At 59.9% G+C, this 13,778-nt stretch carries 10 protein-coding genes; 3 read left to right on the top strand and 7 right to left on the bottom strand.

Going from position 1 to position 13,778, the window contains the following annotated elements:
• Positions 1 to 45: 45 nt before the first annotated feature.
• Together ARUE_RS16780 and ARUE_RS16775 are read right to left on the bottom strand one after the other, a co-directional pair.
• Positions 46 to 2,514, bottom strand: coding sequence for a choice-of-anchor L domain-containing protein (locus ARUE_RS16780; protein ID WP_286139789.1), 2,469 nt, complete (start codon positions 2,512 to 2,514; stop codon positions 46 to 48).
• Positions 2,515 to 2,888: 374 nt separating this feature from the next.
• Positions 2,889 to 4,394, bottom strand: a complete 1,506-nt coding sequence (locus ARUE_RS16775) for an outer membrane protein assembly factor BamB family protein (RefSeq protein WP_286139788.1) — start codon at positions 4,392 to 4,394, stop codon at positions 2,889 to 2,891.
• Between the two features lie 159 nt (positions 4,395 to 4,553).
• Between ARUE_RS16775 and ARUE_RS16770 the strand changes: the two genes are divergently transcribed.
• The gene (locus ARUE_RS16770; protein WP_043470614.1) at positions 4,554 to 5,744 is read left to right on the top strand and encodes an S-layer homology domain-containing protein; all 1,191 of its coding nucleotides are present in this window, start codon (positions 4,554 to 4,556) and stop codon (positions 5,742 to 5,744) included.
• A 297-nt stretch (positions 5,745 to 6,041) separates the two neighbouring features.
• Complete coding sequence (locus tag ARUE_RS16765) at positions 6,042 to 6,620, top strand: hypothetical protein (RefSeq protein WP_286139787.1); 579 nt, start codon at positions 6,042 to 6,044, stop codon at positions 6,618 to 6,620.
• A gap of 59 nt (positions 6,621 to 6,679) precedes the next feature.
• Here the strand turns inward: ARUE_RS16765 and ARUE_RS16760 are convergent, their stop codons facing one another.
• The 4 genes from ARUE_RS16760 to ARUE_RS16745 all read right to left on the bottom strand — a co-directional run bounded on the left by ARUE_RS16760 (position 6,680) and on the right by ARUE_RS16745 (position 11,258).
• Positions 6,680 to 8,191, bottom strand: a complete 1,512-nt coding sequence (locus ARUE_RS16760) for a GmrSD restriction endonuclease domain-containing protein (protein WP_014922579.1) — start codon at positions 8,189 to 8,191, stop codon at positions 6,680 to 6,682.
• 177 nt (positions 8,192 to 8,368) lie between these two features.
• Complete coding sequence (locus ARUE_RS16755) at positions 8,369 to 8,902, bottom strand: hypothetical protein (protein ID WP_043470611.1); 534 nt, start codon at positions 8,900 to 8,902, stop codon at positions 8,369 to 8,371.
• Positions 8,903 to 8,919: 17 nt separating this feature from the next.
• Positions 8,920 to 10,005: a hypothetical protein gene (locus tag ARUE_RS16750; RefSeq protein ID WP_286139786.1), complete on the bottom strand. Its 1,086-nt coding sequence runs from the start codon at positions 10,003 to 10,005 to the stop codon at positions 8,920 to 8,922.
• A 593-nt stretch (positions 10,006 to 10,598) separates the two neighbouring features.
• A complete protein-coding gene (locus ARUE_RS16745; RefSeq protein ID WP_014922575.1) occupies positions 10,599 to 11,258 on the bottom strand; it encodes a hypothetical protein in 660 nt (219 codons plus the stop codon).
• A gap of 209 nt (positions 11,259 to 11,467) precedes the next feature.
• Between ARUE_RS16745 and ARUE_RS16740 the strand changes: the two genes are divergently transcribed.
• Positions 11,468 to 12,931 carry a protein adenylyltransferase SelO gene (locus tag ARUE_RS16740; protein WP_014922574.1) on the top strand — a complete coding sequence of 488 codons (1,464 nt, stop codon included), beginning with the start codon at positions 11,468 to 11,470 and terminating at the stop codon, positions 12,929 to 12,931.
• A gap of 399 nt (positions 12,932 to 13,330) precedes the next feature.
• On the opposite strand, the gene ARUE_RS16735 is transcribed toward ARUE_RS16740, so the two are convergent.
• Positions 13,331 to 13,738, bottom strand: coding sequence for a MarR family winged helix-turn-helix transcriptional regulator (locus tag ARUE_RS16735; protein ID WP_014922573.1), 408 nt, complete (start codon positions 13,736 to 13,738; stop codon positions 13,331 to 13,333).
• Between the last annotated feature and the right edge of the window lie 40 nt (positions 13,739 to 13,778).

Raw genomic sequence — 13,778 nt, 5'->3', positions numbered from 1 at the left:
GGCCCTCTGCCATTATGACGGAGGGCCCTGTTTCTGCTCTAAGCGCTAGTCAGACCAGATACCTCCGTCGAGCAGCGCAACTGCGCTGTCGAGGATGCCGTCGCTGGTGTCCGCAACAGCAATTTCCACGGTGACAGGGACGCCTGGTTGCACAGGAACGGAGCACGTGAGGGCGGTGGTCATTCCGTCCATGGCGGTGTTGAATCCGCTTGCTCCGGCGGTGTTGTCGAGGTAATAGTTTTGGTTCGTGTGATCGTTGACGTTGTTTACGCTGATCGGGGTTTGTGTCCCCGGTACCAAAGCGCAGTTGGTGCCGTTGACAAAAACGCCCATGACGTCGTTGTAATTGCTGCCTACATACTCCGGGTATTCTTCGCTGGCGAAGAAATACCGAACGTGGAGGGTGTCACCGGACGGAACAACTTTTGCCCAATACGAGGCTGCATCGAACGTGGGCAGACCTCCAATGAATTCGGACAATGTGGTGTTACCAGGGGTTCCCAAATCGCTGGATGCCTCCTGTCCAGGTGTTCCCACAGAGTTCTGCATGTTGCCTGTTGACAGGATCCACGCAGCTCCACCGGGGCCGTAGTCAGTGGCCCGGCCCCACTGGGATGAGTCTCCGGCTCCGCCGTCTTCCTGTACGGCGATGCCGTCGCCAAAGACTTCCTCGGTGACGTCGTCCACAGGCGGGGTGACGGGCTTGCAGAGGTCGCCTTGCCATAGGACAAGGTTCTTGGTGAGTTCCTTCTTCCACTCGTCTGTCAGCTTCATGCCAAAGACCTCTACGCCGGCAATCACGCCTATCCGCCCTGCCAGTCCCACCTCGTGGGCGCACGTTTCAGGACCGGTGGCATACTTTGCATAAGCGTCGAAGCCACCCGTGAGGCCCGCAATTCCGTACAACTTGGCAGTCAGTGTGGGGCCGATGGTTACAGAAGACTCGCTGGTCAACTGCGGTCCTTGGAACGTTGCCTCAGCGTTGCCGCCGTACTCAGCTACAGGCTGGAAGTTGCCGTCCTTATAGGACATACCAACCGTGGTGGTCGCAGACGCCGCCGCCGTGACGAACGTATCTGCCGTCCATTCGCTCTTGGCCTTGAGATCAATGGAGGAAATGAACTGGATTTCCACAGGTACAGGTCCCACTTGGACGTGAGCCCAGGTGTTGACGGTTCCCAGGTTCTTCTCGGCCGTTCCGGTCAAAGTACCCGTTGCCCTGGCTGTCGTTTCAGCGGACAAGCCCGTGTCCAGTGTGAACTTAGCCTGCTTAAGTGAGGCCCAGTGGATATCTACTTCCGCGTTGACATCGGAACTGACGCCGAATTCGCTGCTGAGTGCCAGCGTGCCGGTGCCCTCTACATCCACCGTCTTCCACGCTGTACCGGTTACGGATTTACTCAGGGTGTCGGAGAACTTGAAGGTCTTTTCGAAAATGGGCAGGGACACATCACTGGCTGTGGCCAGTTCATCTGCCGGGATTCGCCCGCCATTGCGGTTGAAAGGAGCAACGGATGCCTGGGCGTTGTCGATCACTTCGACGCCGTCGGCGGGAAGGAACTCTTGCTTAACGATGGTGGTGGTTGGCGTCACCAGGCCGTTGGTGTCGTAGATGGCGTCAGGCAGAGTGGCCTGCTGAACAACGGCTGATTGTTTGCCGTCGGGGGCATTAGTCACCTGCTGGACCCGAACCAGCATCCCGTCAGGGGTGAATTCAGAGAATCCGGATACAAGTACGTTTCCGGGATCGATATCCGGGGCACCCGCTCCTACGGAGTTGAAAGTGATGGTGGTATCGCCCTGAACGTACTTCTGTGCCAACGCGGCGCTGTCAATGATGAGCGTATCCGGCGAAGTGACCACGCCATCCTCGGCTGGTGGCAAAGACAAACGGTAAAGATAGGCCGCCATGGCATCACGATTGATGGGCGAAAGGGGACGGTAGGAAGCAGTACCGTCTCCGTTGTCCCAACCCGTGGCGATTCCCTTCGCATGGAGCCAGGAAATCTCAGTGTAGAACTGAGTGGTGCTGCTGATGTCAGAGAACGGAGGCGTTGTTGGCGCTTGGAAATCAGGCTTATTTTCAAAGCGATAGAGGAAGGCCGCCATCGCATCCCGGTTAATCGCGGATGTGGGCCGGTACTCCCGTTTGCCGTTTCCCACGTCCCAGCCAGTGGAGATTTGTTGCTGATGCAGCCAAGCCATTTCCTTGTAATGCTGCTGGCCCGGACTGACGTCTTGGAACGGAGAGGTGCCGGGAGCCGTGAACTCAGGGCTGCCTGCAAGCCGGTAGAGGAATGCCGCCATGGCGTCACGGTTGATGGCAGTGAGGGGGCGGTATGTTCCATCGGACCAGCCGGTGGAGATTCCCTCATTTGCCAGCCACGACATTTCTTTGGCAAACATCATGCCTGCGGGTACATCGGTGAAAGTAACGGCCTTTTCGGTTTCACCAGCGGCGGTAGCTGCTGTCTGGCCCGTGAGGACCAACGAAGCACAGAAAAAACCAACCATAACGGTACGGCTGGATCGGGAAAAGCGTTGCCTTTTTTGATACACCGCAGGGGGTATGGGCATGGTGGGGTCAGGCGATCTGCTCAAGGGGCGCTCTCTCATAAAACGTCATGTGCCCGTCACCAATTGCCTCACTGGTGACGGACCTGGGTGCGAACGGAAATTTATGTGTTGCTTTAGTTGCAATACTGAGCTATTGCGGTGGGTTGGAATCAGCGTCTTTTCACGGGATGTGTAAATCTGCTGGTGCGGTGATCATAAAGGCTTTTTAGTAAATAAGTCCATCAGTTCGGCGGATGTGAATTTCCAGCAGCCGGCAAGGTTGCGGGTCAGCCCGGGCATGCCCTGCGTCCGTTTCCGCTACGCGGCTTGAGTCACGGAAGCTTGAACCCGGAGAGGACGCCCTCCTGGGCGAGGACGGCAACGCCGGCGTCCGCCGTGGGGATGTCGCGGAGTGTGCCCGTGGTCAGCGCTGGGACGGCCTTTGCATTCCTATCGCAGGGAAACAGCATTGACCCCCCGGTTCCCAGGTTTCCTTCGGGTTGAACGGGGAAAGGTGCGTCGGCTGGCAGAGGGTACTTGGCCGCTTCCGAGCAAAGGAACACGTCATCGCTCGTCGCCGCCCGGCTCGCTCCGCTGAGGGTGTCCACCATGGTCATGCCATCAGGGCCGCCGGTCAGCACCACGTCTCCCCGGCTCGGTGAAGGAACCAACAAATCAGCTGCTGCCTTGATGGGCGTGGATGTGGTCTGCCACTTTGCCTCGCCTGAGACCGGGTCATAGCCCACTAGCTTGCCTTCAGCATTTTGGTAAGTTCCGCCTGGCACAGCCATGGTTCCTTGGTTGTATTCGCAGCGAACGGGGAACGCATTGCCATCCATAAGCGTGGTTTCGGTCTTTCCCACACCGCTGGAACACCATTTTTCGGAACCCTCAACTGTCCAAAGTTTCTCCCCGGTAGAGGCACGGAAACCTACAGTCTTATGCTTGGTCAGGTCTACAGTAAAGGTTTGTTCCATGAGTCTGACGTAGTCAGTTTCCGTGGTGGGATTGATACCTACAGAACCGATGTAGAGGTCTAGTTTTTTGGAGTATTCAAAAGACCATCCGAGGTTGGTAGTTGCTCTTGGTCCGAAGAGGGACTCAACGTCAGCCTCCCAAAGCTTGTTGCCGGCGGATACTCTGGCGAGCCGTTCTTTGCCGTCTTCCACCACGGAATAAAGTCCGTCGCCCACCAATCTGAAATTGCCGGTAAGGGGATTCACCTCCGGACCCGTCGAATCCGCGCCCGTACTCAAGTCAACTCTGTGCTGTGTTGTCAGGCGGGTTTGGGCGTTCAACGACGTGAAGCACATGTCCTTCTCATCGTCGCAGGCGGCCGGACGGGACTCGACCAGCTGCGGGTCTCCCCGGTAAAGCTCTTTGCCGCTTTTCAAGTCGACGGCCACCGGAGCGGTCCACCACGACGTGCCGCCGCTAGTGCTTGGGGCGGCGGACTCCTGCAAGAACACTGCGACGCTTTCGCCTGTGGAGGTCTTGGTTACGGCAGGAGCCAGACTAACGCCGGGGGCTCCAATGCCGGGATGAACCGCTTGGGTCCATAATTCCTTCCCGTCAGTGACGGAGACGGCGTGGGCAGTCACACCGCTGGCAGTCTTTGCGTAGACCAGCGCGACGCCGTCGGTCACTTCTGGTTGGGCTATAGGGCTGAGGGCTACTTCCCAGATCGCAGCGGCGCTTGTAGTGCTCCGGTCCAGCACATTGGTGGACGGAGAAGGAGTTCCGCTAGAGGCAGGAACAGTGCATGCCCCCAGGATTAGTGACACCCCGACGGCTACGACGGCGAGTGCAGCAGATTTTTGGCGCGTAGGCCCATTCACGGCAGACGTCCGTGAGTACATTGATTCCCCCAAGATGCGTTTACGTCCAATACGGTCAGTTAGCGGCCGTCAAAGCAAGAATACTCGTAAGCATGCTTCCTTCCGATATATTAAATTTGTTGCGGCTCCGTTGCCGTGCTTTGTAAAAATGGGGATTTCATGAAAACAGTTTTCCGTCATAGCCGCGGGGTAACCAGGCGGGCTCTGGCAGCCGTCGTCGTTCTGAGTTTCGGGCTTTTACTCGGCGTGCTCCACGCGCCAACGCAAGCGAGCGCTTCTTCCACTGCTAATGCCGTTACAGATCTAAACCTGCTTTACTCGAACCGCCCATCGGTTAGGGCAATGTTTGATGGCATCAACAAGTACCGCAAAGCAAATGGTCTGAGCCCGGCTGTGCTGACGCTTGCCGGGACGGATCAGTCACAGGGATGGACAAATGATTGGCAGCGTCTCGGGATCCGGCCTGCTGACACAACGGATGATTTGCCGGGCCTCCGCTGGGCAGGCTACTTGTCGTATGCCTGCATGAGCGGTCAAGAGTCCGAGGCCGTTAAAGCCTGGATTGAGTACAACGGTGACTCCATGAAAGGGGCATCGCCCGAGTCCGCTTACGCTTTGGGGGTAGGGGTGGCCCCCGGTTTGCATGGAAGCCTCAGGATGCAGGTGGTTGGTTACGAATTCACCGGTTCTGCTCCGTCAACGGTCTTCACCACAGTGGATGAGTATTTCGCCTATGTCGATGCCGCCAATGCATTCACTGCGCCCGCTGCTTCCCCGTTTCAGGACATCAAAACCGACCAGCAATTTTACAAAGAAATGACATGGCTTTCCGCAAAGAGTATCTCGGCGGGCTGGAAGGAGAACGACGGATCTTCCACGTATCGACCGCTCACGTCGGTCAGCCGTGAGGCAATGGCTGCGTTTATCTACCGGATGGCCGGCTCACCTCCATGGACACCACCTCAGACTTCCGCCTATGTGGACGTTCCGACCAGCCACCCGTTCTACAAGGAGATTGCGTGGCTTGCCATGTCCGGCATTTCAACCGGATGGGAGAATCAGGACGGCAGCAGCAGCTTCCGGCCAGGCCTACCTATTTCCCGTGACGCGATGGCTGCGTTCCTTTACCGGGCATCAGGCTATCCGGCCTACACTCCGCCGGCCGTGTCCCCTTTCCAGGACGTAGCCCCGCAACAACAGTTCTACAAGGAGATGGCCTGGCTGTCCGCACGCGGCATTTCGACGGGTTGGACGGAAAACACCGGGCAGCGGACATATCGTCCCCTGACTTTGATCACGCGTGATGCAATGGCGGCGTTTCTTTATCGAATCGCGGACAAGGCCCGCTAAGGCGTCGCAGCCGTCTGTCATGCAGCCCAAGTCGTCGTGTCCTGCCCTGAAGCAGTGGTGCCGGGGCCATAATCTGAAGCAGTGGGTGACTTCGGAGGAGGCGCTGTGAGTAAACGATCAGTTGTGCGGGGGGCGGGCGGCACCAAGGTCGGGGGTATTTGCTTGGCTGTCGCAGCTCTTTTGACATCATGTACACCAGGGCCGGCTCCCTCAGCTCAGGAATCCACGAAGGCAGCATTGGTTGCTCCGAGCACAACAGCAACCACGGAACCTAAGAGCGCCACTACCAAACCTAGCGTGCCCAGTGCCACCTACAGCGGCGTTGCATGGGATGTGGCTTTCTCCTTCGACTACCCGGCTGCGTGGACAGTGACAGATTCCGGGGCGGCGAAAAAGCTCCAAGGCGGACCCTTCGTCATCTCAGATGAGGCAGGAGTGGAGGTCGCCTCGCTCGCAGTCTTGCCGGTTCTATCGGTTGATCCATGCACGGGGGTTTGCGGTGATGTGGCGGTTTCATACCTTGCGGAAGTCCCTGGGCAAGGATCACTGAACGGTACACCGTATTCTGTTCAGACCAAGGCGATGGACCTCACAACCCGCAAGGATCTTCAGCAGGCCAACCGCTGGAGGGACAATGTCCGGCTGATTACTGGGGTTGCGGGCAAGCCCGCAACGCAGGCTGAGGAGGATCCCTTTCACTTCACAACCTGGGCCGGCATTCAGACCACGTCAGCCAGCGACTCAACCCGTCCGATAATCTTCGGCGCCTACCGATATTTCGGAACGCTGACCGAGGCGAAGGCCTACACCGCGTCAAGGGAGCACTTGCAATTGCAAAACATGATGAGTTCACTTCAGGCCAAACCGGCTACTTGACCTTGAACACGAAAAGCGGGTCCTGCTCATGATGAGCCGGACCCGCCGTCGTCCTTCCGCTACGGGTGACCCGGGCGGGTCTCGCAGGCGATGCGGTCACCGTCGCTGTCAAGACCTGCCACGTCGCCGTACCACGGGAAGTAGTAGTTGAACCAGTCCTGGGCCTGACGCCAGGTGGCAAAGTCCGTGCAGTTCTTGGTGTTACCCGGATTTGCCGGTGGCTGCGGTGTTACTGGCGGCGGAGGCGTAACCGGGGGCTGCGGCGTCACAGGTGGCGGGGGAGGCGAACAGTTGCTGCCCGTGATCCCGCCGGTGCCGCCATTGACGAACCGGTACATGAACGCGGCCATGGCATCACGTGCCACTGGCTGGACCGGGTTGTAAGCGCGGCAGCCGTAGCCGATGTCCCAACCTGTGGAGATGCCCTTGGATGCCAGCCAGGTGATCTGTTGGTAGAACTGGCTTCCAACCTGGACGTCCACGAACGGCGAGGTGCCCGGTGCCGAGAAGGCGGGATTGCCGCCGAACCGGTAGAGGAAGGCAGCCATGGCGTCACGATTGACTGCGCTGAGCGGCCGGTAGGTCTTGGTACCGTCCTGCTCCGTCCACCCCGTGGAGATGCCGCTTGCTGCCAGCCAGGTGATTTCCTTATAGAACTGGCTTGATGGGGTGATGTCGGCGAAGGGGGATGTTGCCGGGGGAGTGAAGGCCGGCTTGCCGGCGAGGCGATACAGGAAAGCGGCCATGGCATCGCGATTCACGGCGTTCAGCGGCCGATAAGTCCGGCTACCGTCCGATTCCACCCAACCGGTGGAGATGCCCTGCGAAGCAAGCCAGGAGATTTCCACGTTGAATTGCGTTGATCCATTGACGTCGCTGAAGGTGATGGGGCCCGGATCAACGGGGGTGGGTTCAACAGCGATGGTTGGTACGGGGACCAAGCTGGTCCCGCAGCCACCCTGCAGCGTGGACGAAATCGCCGCGGATTCAGCCGGATCAACGGCCAACTGCCAGCGGTACTTCACCAGCACCCAGTCCGTGATGTATTCGCACGCGGTTCCGGTCAGGGGAGGCATCCACTCGGCGGGATCGCGGTCGCTCTTGGACTGGTTGACGTTGTCCGTCACGGCCTCCAAGGCTACGTCCAACGTGAGGTCGTTGGCGTAGTTGCGCCGCTGTTCAGCAGTCCAGGCGCTAGCGCCGGAACCCCAGGCTTCGGCGAGTGGGACCAGATGGTCTATGTCGACGTCGGACGCGTTTGTCCAGGTGCCGCCGTCGTACCAGGAGTTCCACTGGCCCGTGGTTACGGTGCAGCCCGAGCCGAAGGTCACAGGCGTCAGCGACTCCTGCTGCAGCACCTCCGAGCGTGTGTCGCAGCCGTCGCTGTCGGCATCTATCCAATGCTGAAAGAGCTCGCGGTCGTAGCCGGTGTTCGTTTCAGAGGTGACAGTCAATAACGAGAAGAGAGTTGAAACGCTGGCCGTCTCTGAGGCCATCGCGGTTTGCGGCGTGAAGACAGCCGCCGACGCGGTCAGCGAAAGAATCGCCAACCACGAAAGTGCCTTGGGCATCTGGGTTCCCCATATTCGATTTTGTGCGCTCTGAGCAGCGCATTCTCTGGGATGCTACCTGCGGAAACGGACAATGAGGTGACCTTATGACCGTGGCGGGGGCATAGTTTCCCTAAAAGTGATAACGGTCAGCTGCTGCCGAATTTGGTGTGCTAGCTGAGTCGGTTGAAGATTGCGCTACGGACGGTTCTTGCCCATGACCAAGCTGGCGAGACCTGCCAATCCGCAGACGAAACACACCACTCCAACCGGGCCGGCCCACCAGGCACCTACGGGACCGAGGATGAGAACGACGCCGACACCCACGCCGAGCACTCCGCCACCGAACCGCCACGCGGAACGCCATTTGGTATAGGACTCGTATCCGGAAACCCCATACTTCCGCCGCTGTCCGCCAGTGCTTGGCCGGCGCCTCGCGCCTGGCGGCCGCGAGCCGGACTGATCAGGTCCGTCAACAACCCGCCCGAACTCGTCCACCCATTCCCCGGTTCCCACTTCGGGGCATTGAGCGTTCACGCTCTGTTCCACTGCGGCAAAGTCCGCTGGGTGGCCGCGGTACATCACCTGGGTGAGGCTCACATCGAAGTCCACTCGACCGTCGGCCCAGCAGGCGTCGTAGCGAACAAATCGCGTCGGCCGGCGAAGCCATCTGGAGGGCTTGTTGAAGGCCGTTGCACGCACGGCGACGGGACGTTCCACGGTCTCGGGCATAGATCGATAGTTCCACATCAGGAACTGAGCCGCGGTTTCCGCGCGCTGCCGGCCCTCAGGGACCAGATGAGCAGGACGGCCGAGCCAACCGGGGCGAGGAAAGCGGACATCGCAACCAACTGAAGGCCGACTACGGATGCTGCAAGCCCCATCAAAGCGACCACGGCGATTCGGCCGAAGCGGCCGGCCACCACCAGGCGTCCCAACGGAAGTGCGATGGCGAAACCCAAGAGCGTTGCTGCAACAAGGATGGCATTCCACTGCGATGCGTGGCCCGCCCCGAGGAACTGCGCGAACCCCTGTACCGCCATGGATGCGCATCCAAGAAGGACGGCCCACGGCGTGGTTGACCCTAGCCGTGGTGCCAGCACCCGCCCGGCAAGTATTAGCAGGGGGATGCTTGCGAATGCACCGTAGGCCAGTCCAAGGTTCATGGCGTGGGTGGAGTCAGTGACCATGGGCGCCCACGTACTTCCCGTGACGGCAAAGACGGCGCACGCCAGCCCGACTACGAGCAACGCCAGCGCCGCACCGCCCACAGCACGAGGGCTGGGTGCGACCACTTGACGGCGGATCATGTGCGTTGGAGCCGCAGCTACTGCTGCGGCCGGACGTCCCTGCCGTAGGGCCACAAAAAGCAGCACGACGGCGCCCAAAGTGCCCATCATGGGTGGCATCAGCATGAGTGCCCCGAGAGCAAGCGCCATAGGTGCGGCCAGGAGAACGGCTAGCGTGACGCGGATGGGAAGCGACCGCCGGCTGGCCAACAGGGAGTCTAAAGGAACTGCCAGGCACGCGGTCCCGGCAGTCCAGCCCAGGATCATGAACAGCAGCGTCGAGGATCCGAACCAGCTAAAGCCCTGATTCATGTCAGCTTCGTCAAAACGCACAGACCAACTCGCTGCGGCGGTCACAGCCAGAGCCCATGCCGGCACCGCACCTACCGCCGTGAAGCGGGCAACGCCGGCGGGCAGGCGACCGTTCAGTCGCAGAAGCACGACGGCGGCAAGGCTCGCCGTGAGCGGGCCGACGAAACCCGTCAGGACGAGGTGGGCAGATCCTGTCCACGGGACATGGAAAGTGTTACTGAAAAAGAGGGCCATGCCGCCCAGGAACGCGAGCAAAGATGCAGTTGCGCACCCAACGGCCCAACCTCTGGTTGCTGAAAATCGGCGCGCTTGCGCAATTGAACCCACATATCGCCTAACTTTTTGGCGGAAACCGCCCCCCATTGATCTCCTGCCAAAAGGCAGTGGTTCACATGCTAGCCGGAATGTACCCCTAGCGGCACACCGCCGGAATTTCATCCAGCGAGCGAATTTCGGCATTGCCTCTGCCGCCGGGTTGATATTCGCACCACTCCTCAGCGAAAGCTTGTGCAGCCACCCGAACAATAGGGGCGGATGCTGCTACAACGAGGATGATGGCCAAACCTGCCCATACCCAGGTTCTCCGGGCGGTGACGCTTCGTCGCATCATCACGAATGCCAAAGCCAAATGTTCGGTGCCCGACGCTACCAGACCACCGCCCAACTCGGTTCTGTATAAGGCAGCTCAAACCGTCCCGTAAGCGGTGGCCCGACAGGCGGTTGCGCGTTCGAAAGCCGATCGGCTTACGTGCGCGTCTCGCCGGCGGAGTTCATGACGCGCTTCATGCCGTTCGGGGATCCTTGAGCGTCCATGAGGGAGGCGTCCCTCAAAAGTCTTCAGGTAGCACGGTATCCGATTCTCGGATGAGGTATGCGTCCAGTTCCGGTTCGGCTAGGATTTTTCCGGCTGTGGCGCCATCACACCCGATGATGAGGCTTCGAGCGTATATGTCTTGACCGACACACCAGTGCAGATCATGCGGCCACCAGTACATGGGAACGCGTCCGCTGTCGCTGATCGGAACCATAGCAGTTCCCTTTTCATCGATCAGCTTGCCCGAGTACAGGACCATTCCCCGGCGGGCTGGGGAGAACTCGATCACCGAGTTGCCACCCTCCCCGGCATAACCTTCCCACGTTGCGAAGTTGTAGCGACTGGAGTCGATGTCGAGCACGCGTATCAGAGCTTTGGCGAGGCTCGGGTGCGGGTTGCCCATGTCGGGTTGGGCATAGTTGGCGGGCATCGCTTCGGGGCTAACAGCCACCTCACCCCATTGCATCCATGGGCTCGTCTCCAGCCCACCACGTGTTGCCACGTCCGACCACATGACCACCAAGCCGGGTGCAATCTCCACCGGATTGAGAATGCGAACGTACCGCTCGTAGCCAGGCGGTACGAACGCTGTTACTTGTTGGCCGTCGCGGTCGAGGGACGTCGCTAGTGACTCGGCAAGCTGATGATCCGATTCATGACGCAGGGAACACATTCTGCCCCCTCCTTCGACGTCACACTACCCTTAGCTCCGCCCGCAAAACTGCCCGGTGAAGGTGCCCTAAACGCTACACGCTAACTCCCGTAGTAGCCCCAATCCTCGAGCCTGCCCCTCACCATGTAGGTTCACAGCGAGCCTGTCAGGTGTTAGGTGGAAACCGCCCCGTCATTTCGCCCCGGCAACGGCATCTATATCCTTGATAGATGAGTGAAGTTGCGCATTCCACCGTCGCCTTTGAAGGGCATTTCGCCAGGGAGCTCCCGGAGCTGGCTATTCCTTGGCGGGCGGAGGAAGCTCCTGATCCGCAGCTTTTGACGCTCAACCAGCCACTCGCCGTCGAACTTGGTTTTGATCCTGATTTTCTCCGGAGCCCGGAGGGCGTGCGGCTGCTGGTCGGCAACGCCTTGCCGGAAGAGGCAACTCCGGTAGCCCAGGGCTACTCCGGTCACCAGTTCGGCTGGTACTCACCGCGGTTGGGGGATGGGCGCGCCCTTCTGCTGGGTGAGATCGCCGGCGCTGACGGGAAGCTTCGCGACGTTCATCTCAAGGGATCGGGGCGGACGCCTTTTGCCAGGAACGGTGACGGTCTGGCGGCGGTTGGTCCCATGATGCGGGAGTACATCGTGAGTGAGTCGATGCATGCCCTGAACATTCCCACCACCAGGTCGCTCGCGGTTGTGGCCACCGGGCGTCAGGTTCAGCGGGAGACCCTCCTGCCGGGGGCCGTTCTGACCCGGGTTGCCGGCAGTCATCTGCGGGTGGGCAGCTTCCAGTACGCCAGGGCTTCCAACGATATGGACCTGCTTCGTCGGCTTGCTGACCATGCGATCGAACGCCACCACCCGTCGTCGGCTGGTGAAAGCAACCGCTACCTTGCGCTCCTCAAGGGCGTCATCTCAGTCCAGGCGAAACTTGTGGCGCAGTGGATGCTGGTGGGCTTCGTGCACGGTGTCATGAATACGGACAATATGACGGTGTCCGGCGAAACCATCGATTACGGTCCGTGCGCTTTTATGGAGGGTTTCGATCCGGGAGCCGTGTACAGCTCCATTGATGAAATGGGACGTTACGCCTACCGTAGCCAGCCTGTGGTTGCGGAGTGGAACCTTGCCCGTTTCGCCGAATCAATTGCCGCTTTGATCCACGAGGATGAGGAGCAGGCGGTGGCCCTGGCTGTTGAGGCGCTCAATGGATTCCGCCAGGAGTACAGCGCCGCGTGGTTCAGCGGCATGCAAGCCAAGCTTGGGCTGCCTGAGGGAATTGACGACGGCGTTGCCTCGCCTTTGGTGGATGACCTCCTGAAGCTGGTTCAGGAGACGCGCGCGGACTACACCTCGTTTTTCCGAAGCCTCGGAAAAGCGGCCCGCGGGGAGGTCGAACCCGCGCGCAGCCAAATTCTGGATCTGGCCGCGTTCGATTCCTGGTTGGAACGCTGGCAGGCACTTAATCCGGATGCCGATGCCATGGACCAGGTCAACCCGATCTATGTTCCACGGAACCACTTGGTGGAGGAAGCCCTTGCTTCCGCAACTGAAGGGGACATAGGTCCGGCTGAGCGGTTGCTGGCCGCTGTATCCGACCCGTACAGCGAACGTCCTGGCTTGGAAAAGTATGCCGAGCCTGCGCCGGAGAGCTTCGGACCCTACCGGACCTTCTGCGGCACGTAAAGCTGCTGGCGGGTAAAGCCGCCGGCCAGCGAGCCAGCCGTGCCGGGCTGGTCGCCGGCCGGTTGGCCTAGCTCCAGACGGCCCGAACAACCATGTCCGCACCTGCAGACAAATGATTTCCTGTGTGTCCTGCATCCAGTACGCACAAGTCTTCTGTGCCGGAGGTGCTTGTTGATACGAGGCATTCTGCTGCCTTGAAACTTAGGAGTTCCACTGGCAGGCTGTCGCCTATTTTGAGTTCACTCATGATGCCCTTTTGCTGGTCCGGGTATCTTCTAAAGTGTCTCTAGCCCGGTTGGTGGGGGAGAGAACTTTCCCCTTGGAACGCCGGACTTCATCAGCGGATAACACCATACTGCCCTGATGGGCGGACATTCGTCTACGCGGGATGAGTCACGATCAGTTGAACTTTGTGTGGCGCACGATTGCCAGCAGCGCTTCCCGGAGGTCCTCCGAGTCGAGATCGATGGCTGACAGCACGGTGTTTTCTTGGCGGTGGGATTGCTCCAGCAGCGTCAGACCCACGTCGGTAATGAATATCAGCTGGCTGCGTCGGTCGAATCGATTGGGCTGACGGCGGATGTAACCCCGCGATTCCAGCCTGGTGAGCAGCGGGCCCATGGTTTGGGCTTGGACGCGGACGCTCCGGGCAAGTTCCCCGGGCGTGATGGGCCCTGCCGCTGCCAAGGCGTCAAGGGTGAGTACCGCCGGATAGGTCAACCCCAGCGGGCGTAGTTTGTCATTCCATGCCAGCTCCACGAGCCGCGCAGCCGTGGACAGCAGCCGGCTGGTTGGCCATCGCTCCATATCAGGCATTCTGGCACCCCCATGCTTTCCGAAATAGTCA

It is taken from the genome of Arthrobacter sp. Rue61a (assembly GCF_000294695.2).
GTDB lineage: Bacteria > Actinomycetota > Actinomycetes > Actinomycetales > Micrococcaceae > Arthrobacter > Arthrobacter aurescens_A.
The sequence above is the reverse complement of the archived record's forward strand: the minus strand, read 5'-3'. Positions and strand labels throughout refer to the sequence as shown.

Bases quoted from the DNA above. Each gene is read 5' to 3' on its own strand.
- ARUE_RS16755 (WP_043470611.1), bottom strand. From the start codon at position 8,902: ATGCCCGAGACCGTGGAACGTCCCGTCGCCGTGCGTGCAACGGCCTTC.
- ARUE_RS16780 (WP_286139789.1), bottom strand. From the start codon at position 2,514: ATGGTTGGTTTTTTCTGTGCTTCGTTGGTCCTCACGGGCCAGACAGCA.
- ARUE_RS16770 (WP_043470614.1), top strand. From the start codon at position 4,554: ATGAAAACAGTTTTCCGTCATAGCCGCGGGGTAACCAGGCGGGCTCTG.
- ARUE_RS16750 (WP_286139786.1), bottom strand. From the start codon at position 10,005: ATGGCCCTCTTTTTCAGTAACACTTTCCATGTCCCGTGGACAGGATCT.
- ARUE_RS16760 (WP_014922579.1), bottom strand. From the start codon at position 8,191: ATGCCCAAGGCACTTTCGTGGTTGGCGATTCTTTCGCTGACCGCGTCG.
- ARUE_RS16735 (WP_014922573.1), bottom strand. From the start codon at position 13,738: ATGGAGCGATGGCCAACCAGCCGGCTGCTGTCCACGGCTGCGCGGCTC.
- ARUE_RS16745 (WP_014922575.1), bottom strand. From the start codon at position 11,258: ATGTGTTCCCTGCGTCATGAATCGGATCATCAGCTTGCCGAGTCACTA.
- ARUE_RS16740 (WP_014922574.1), top strand. From the start codon at position 11,468: ATGAGTGAAGTTGCGCATTCCACCGTCGCCTTTGAAGGGCATTTCGCC.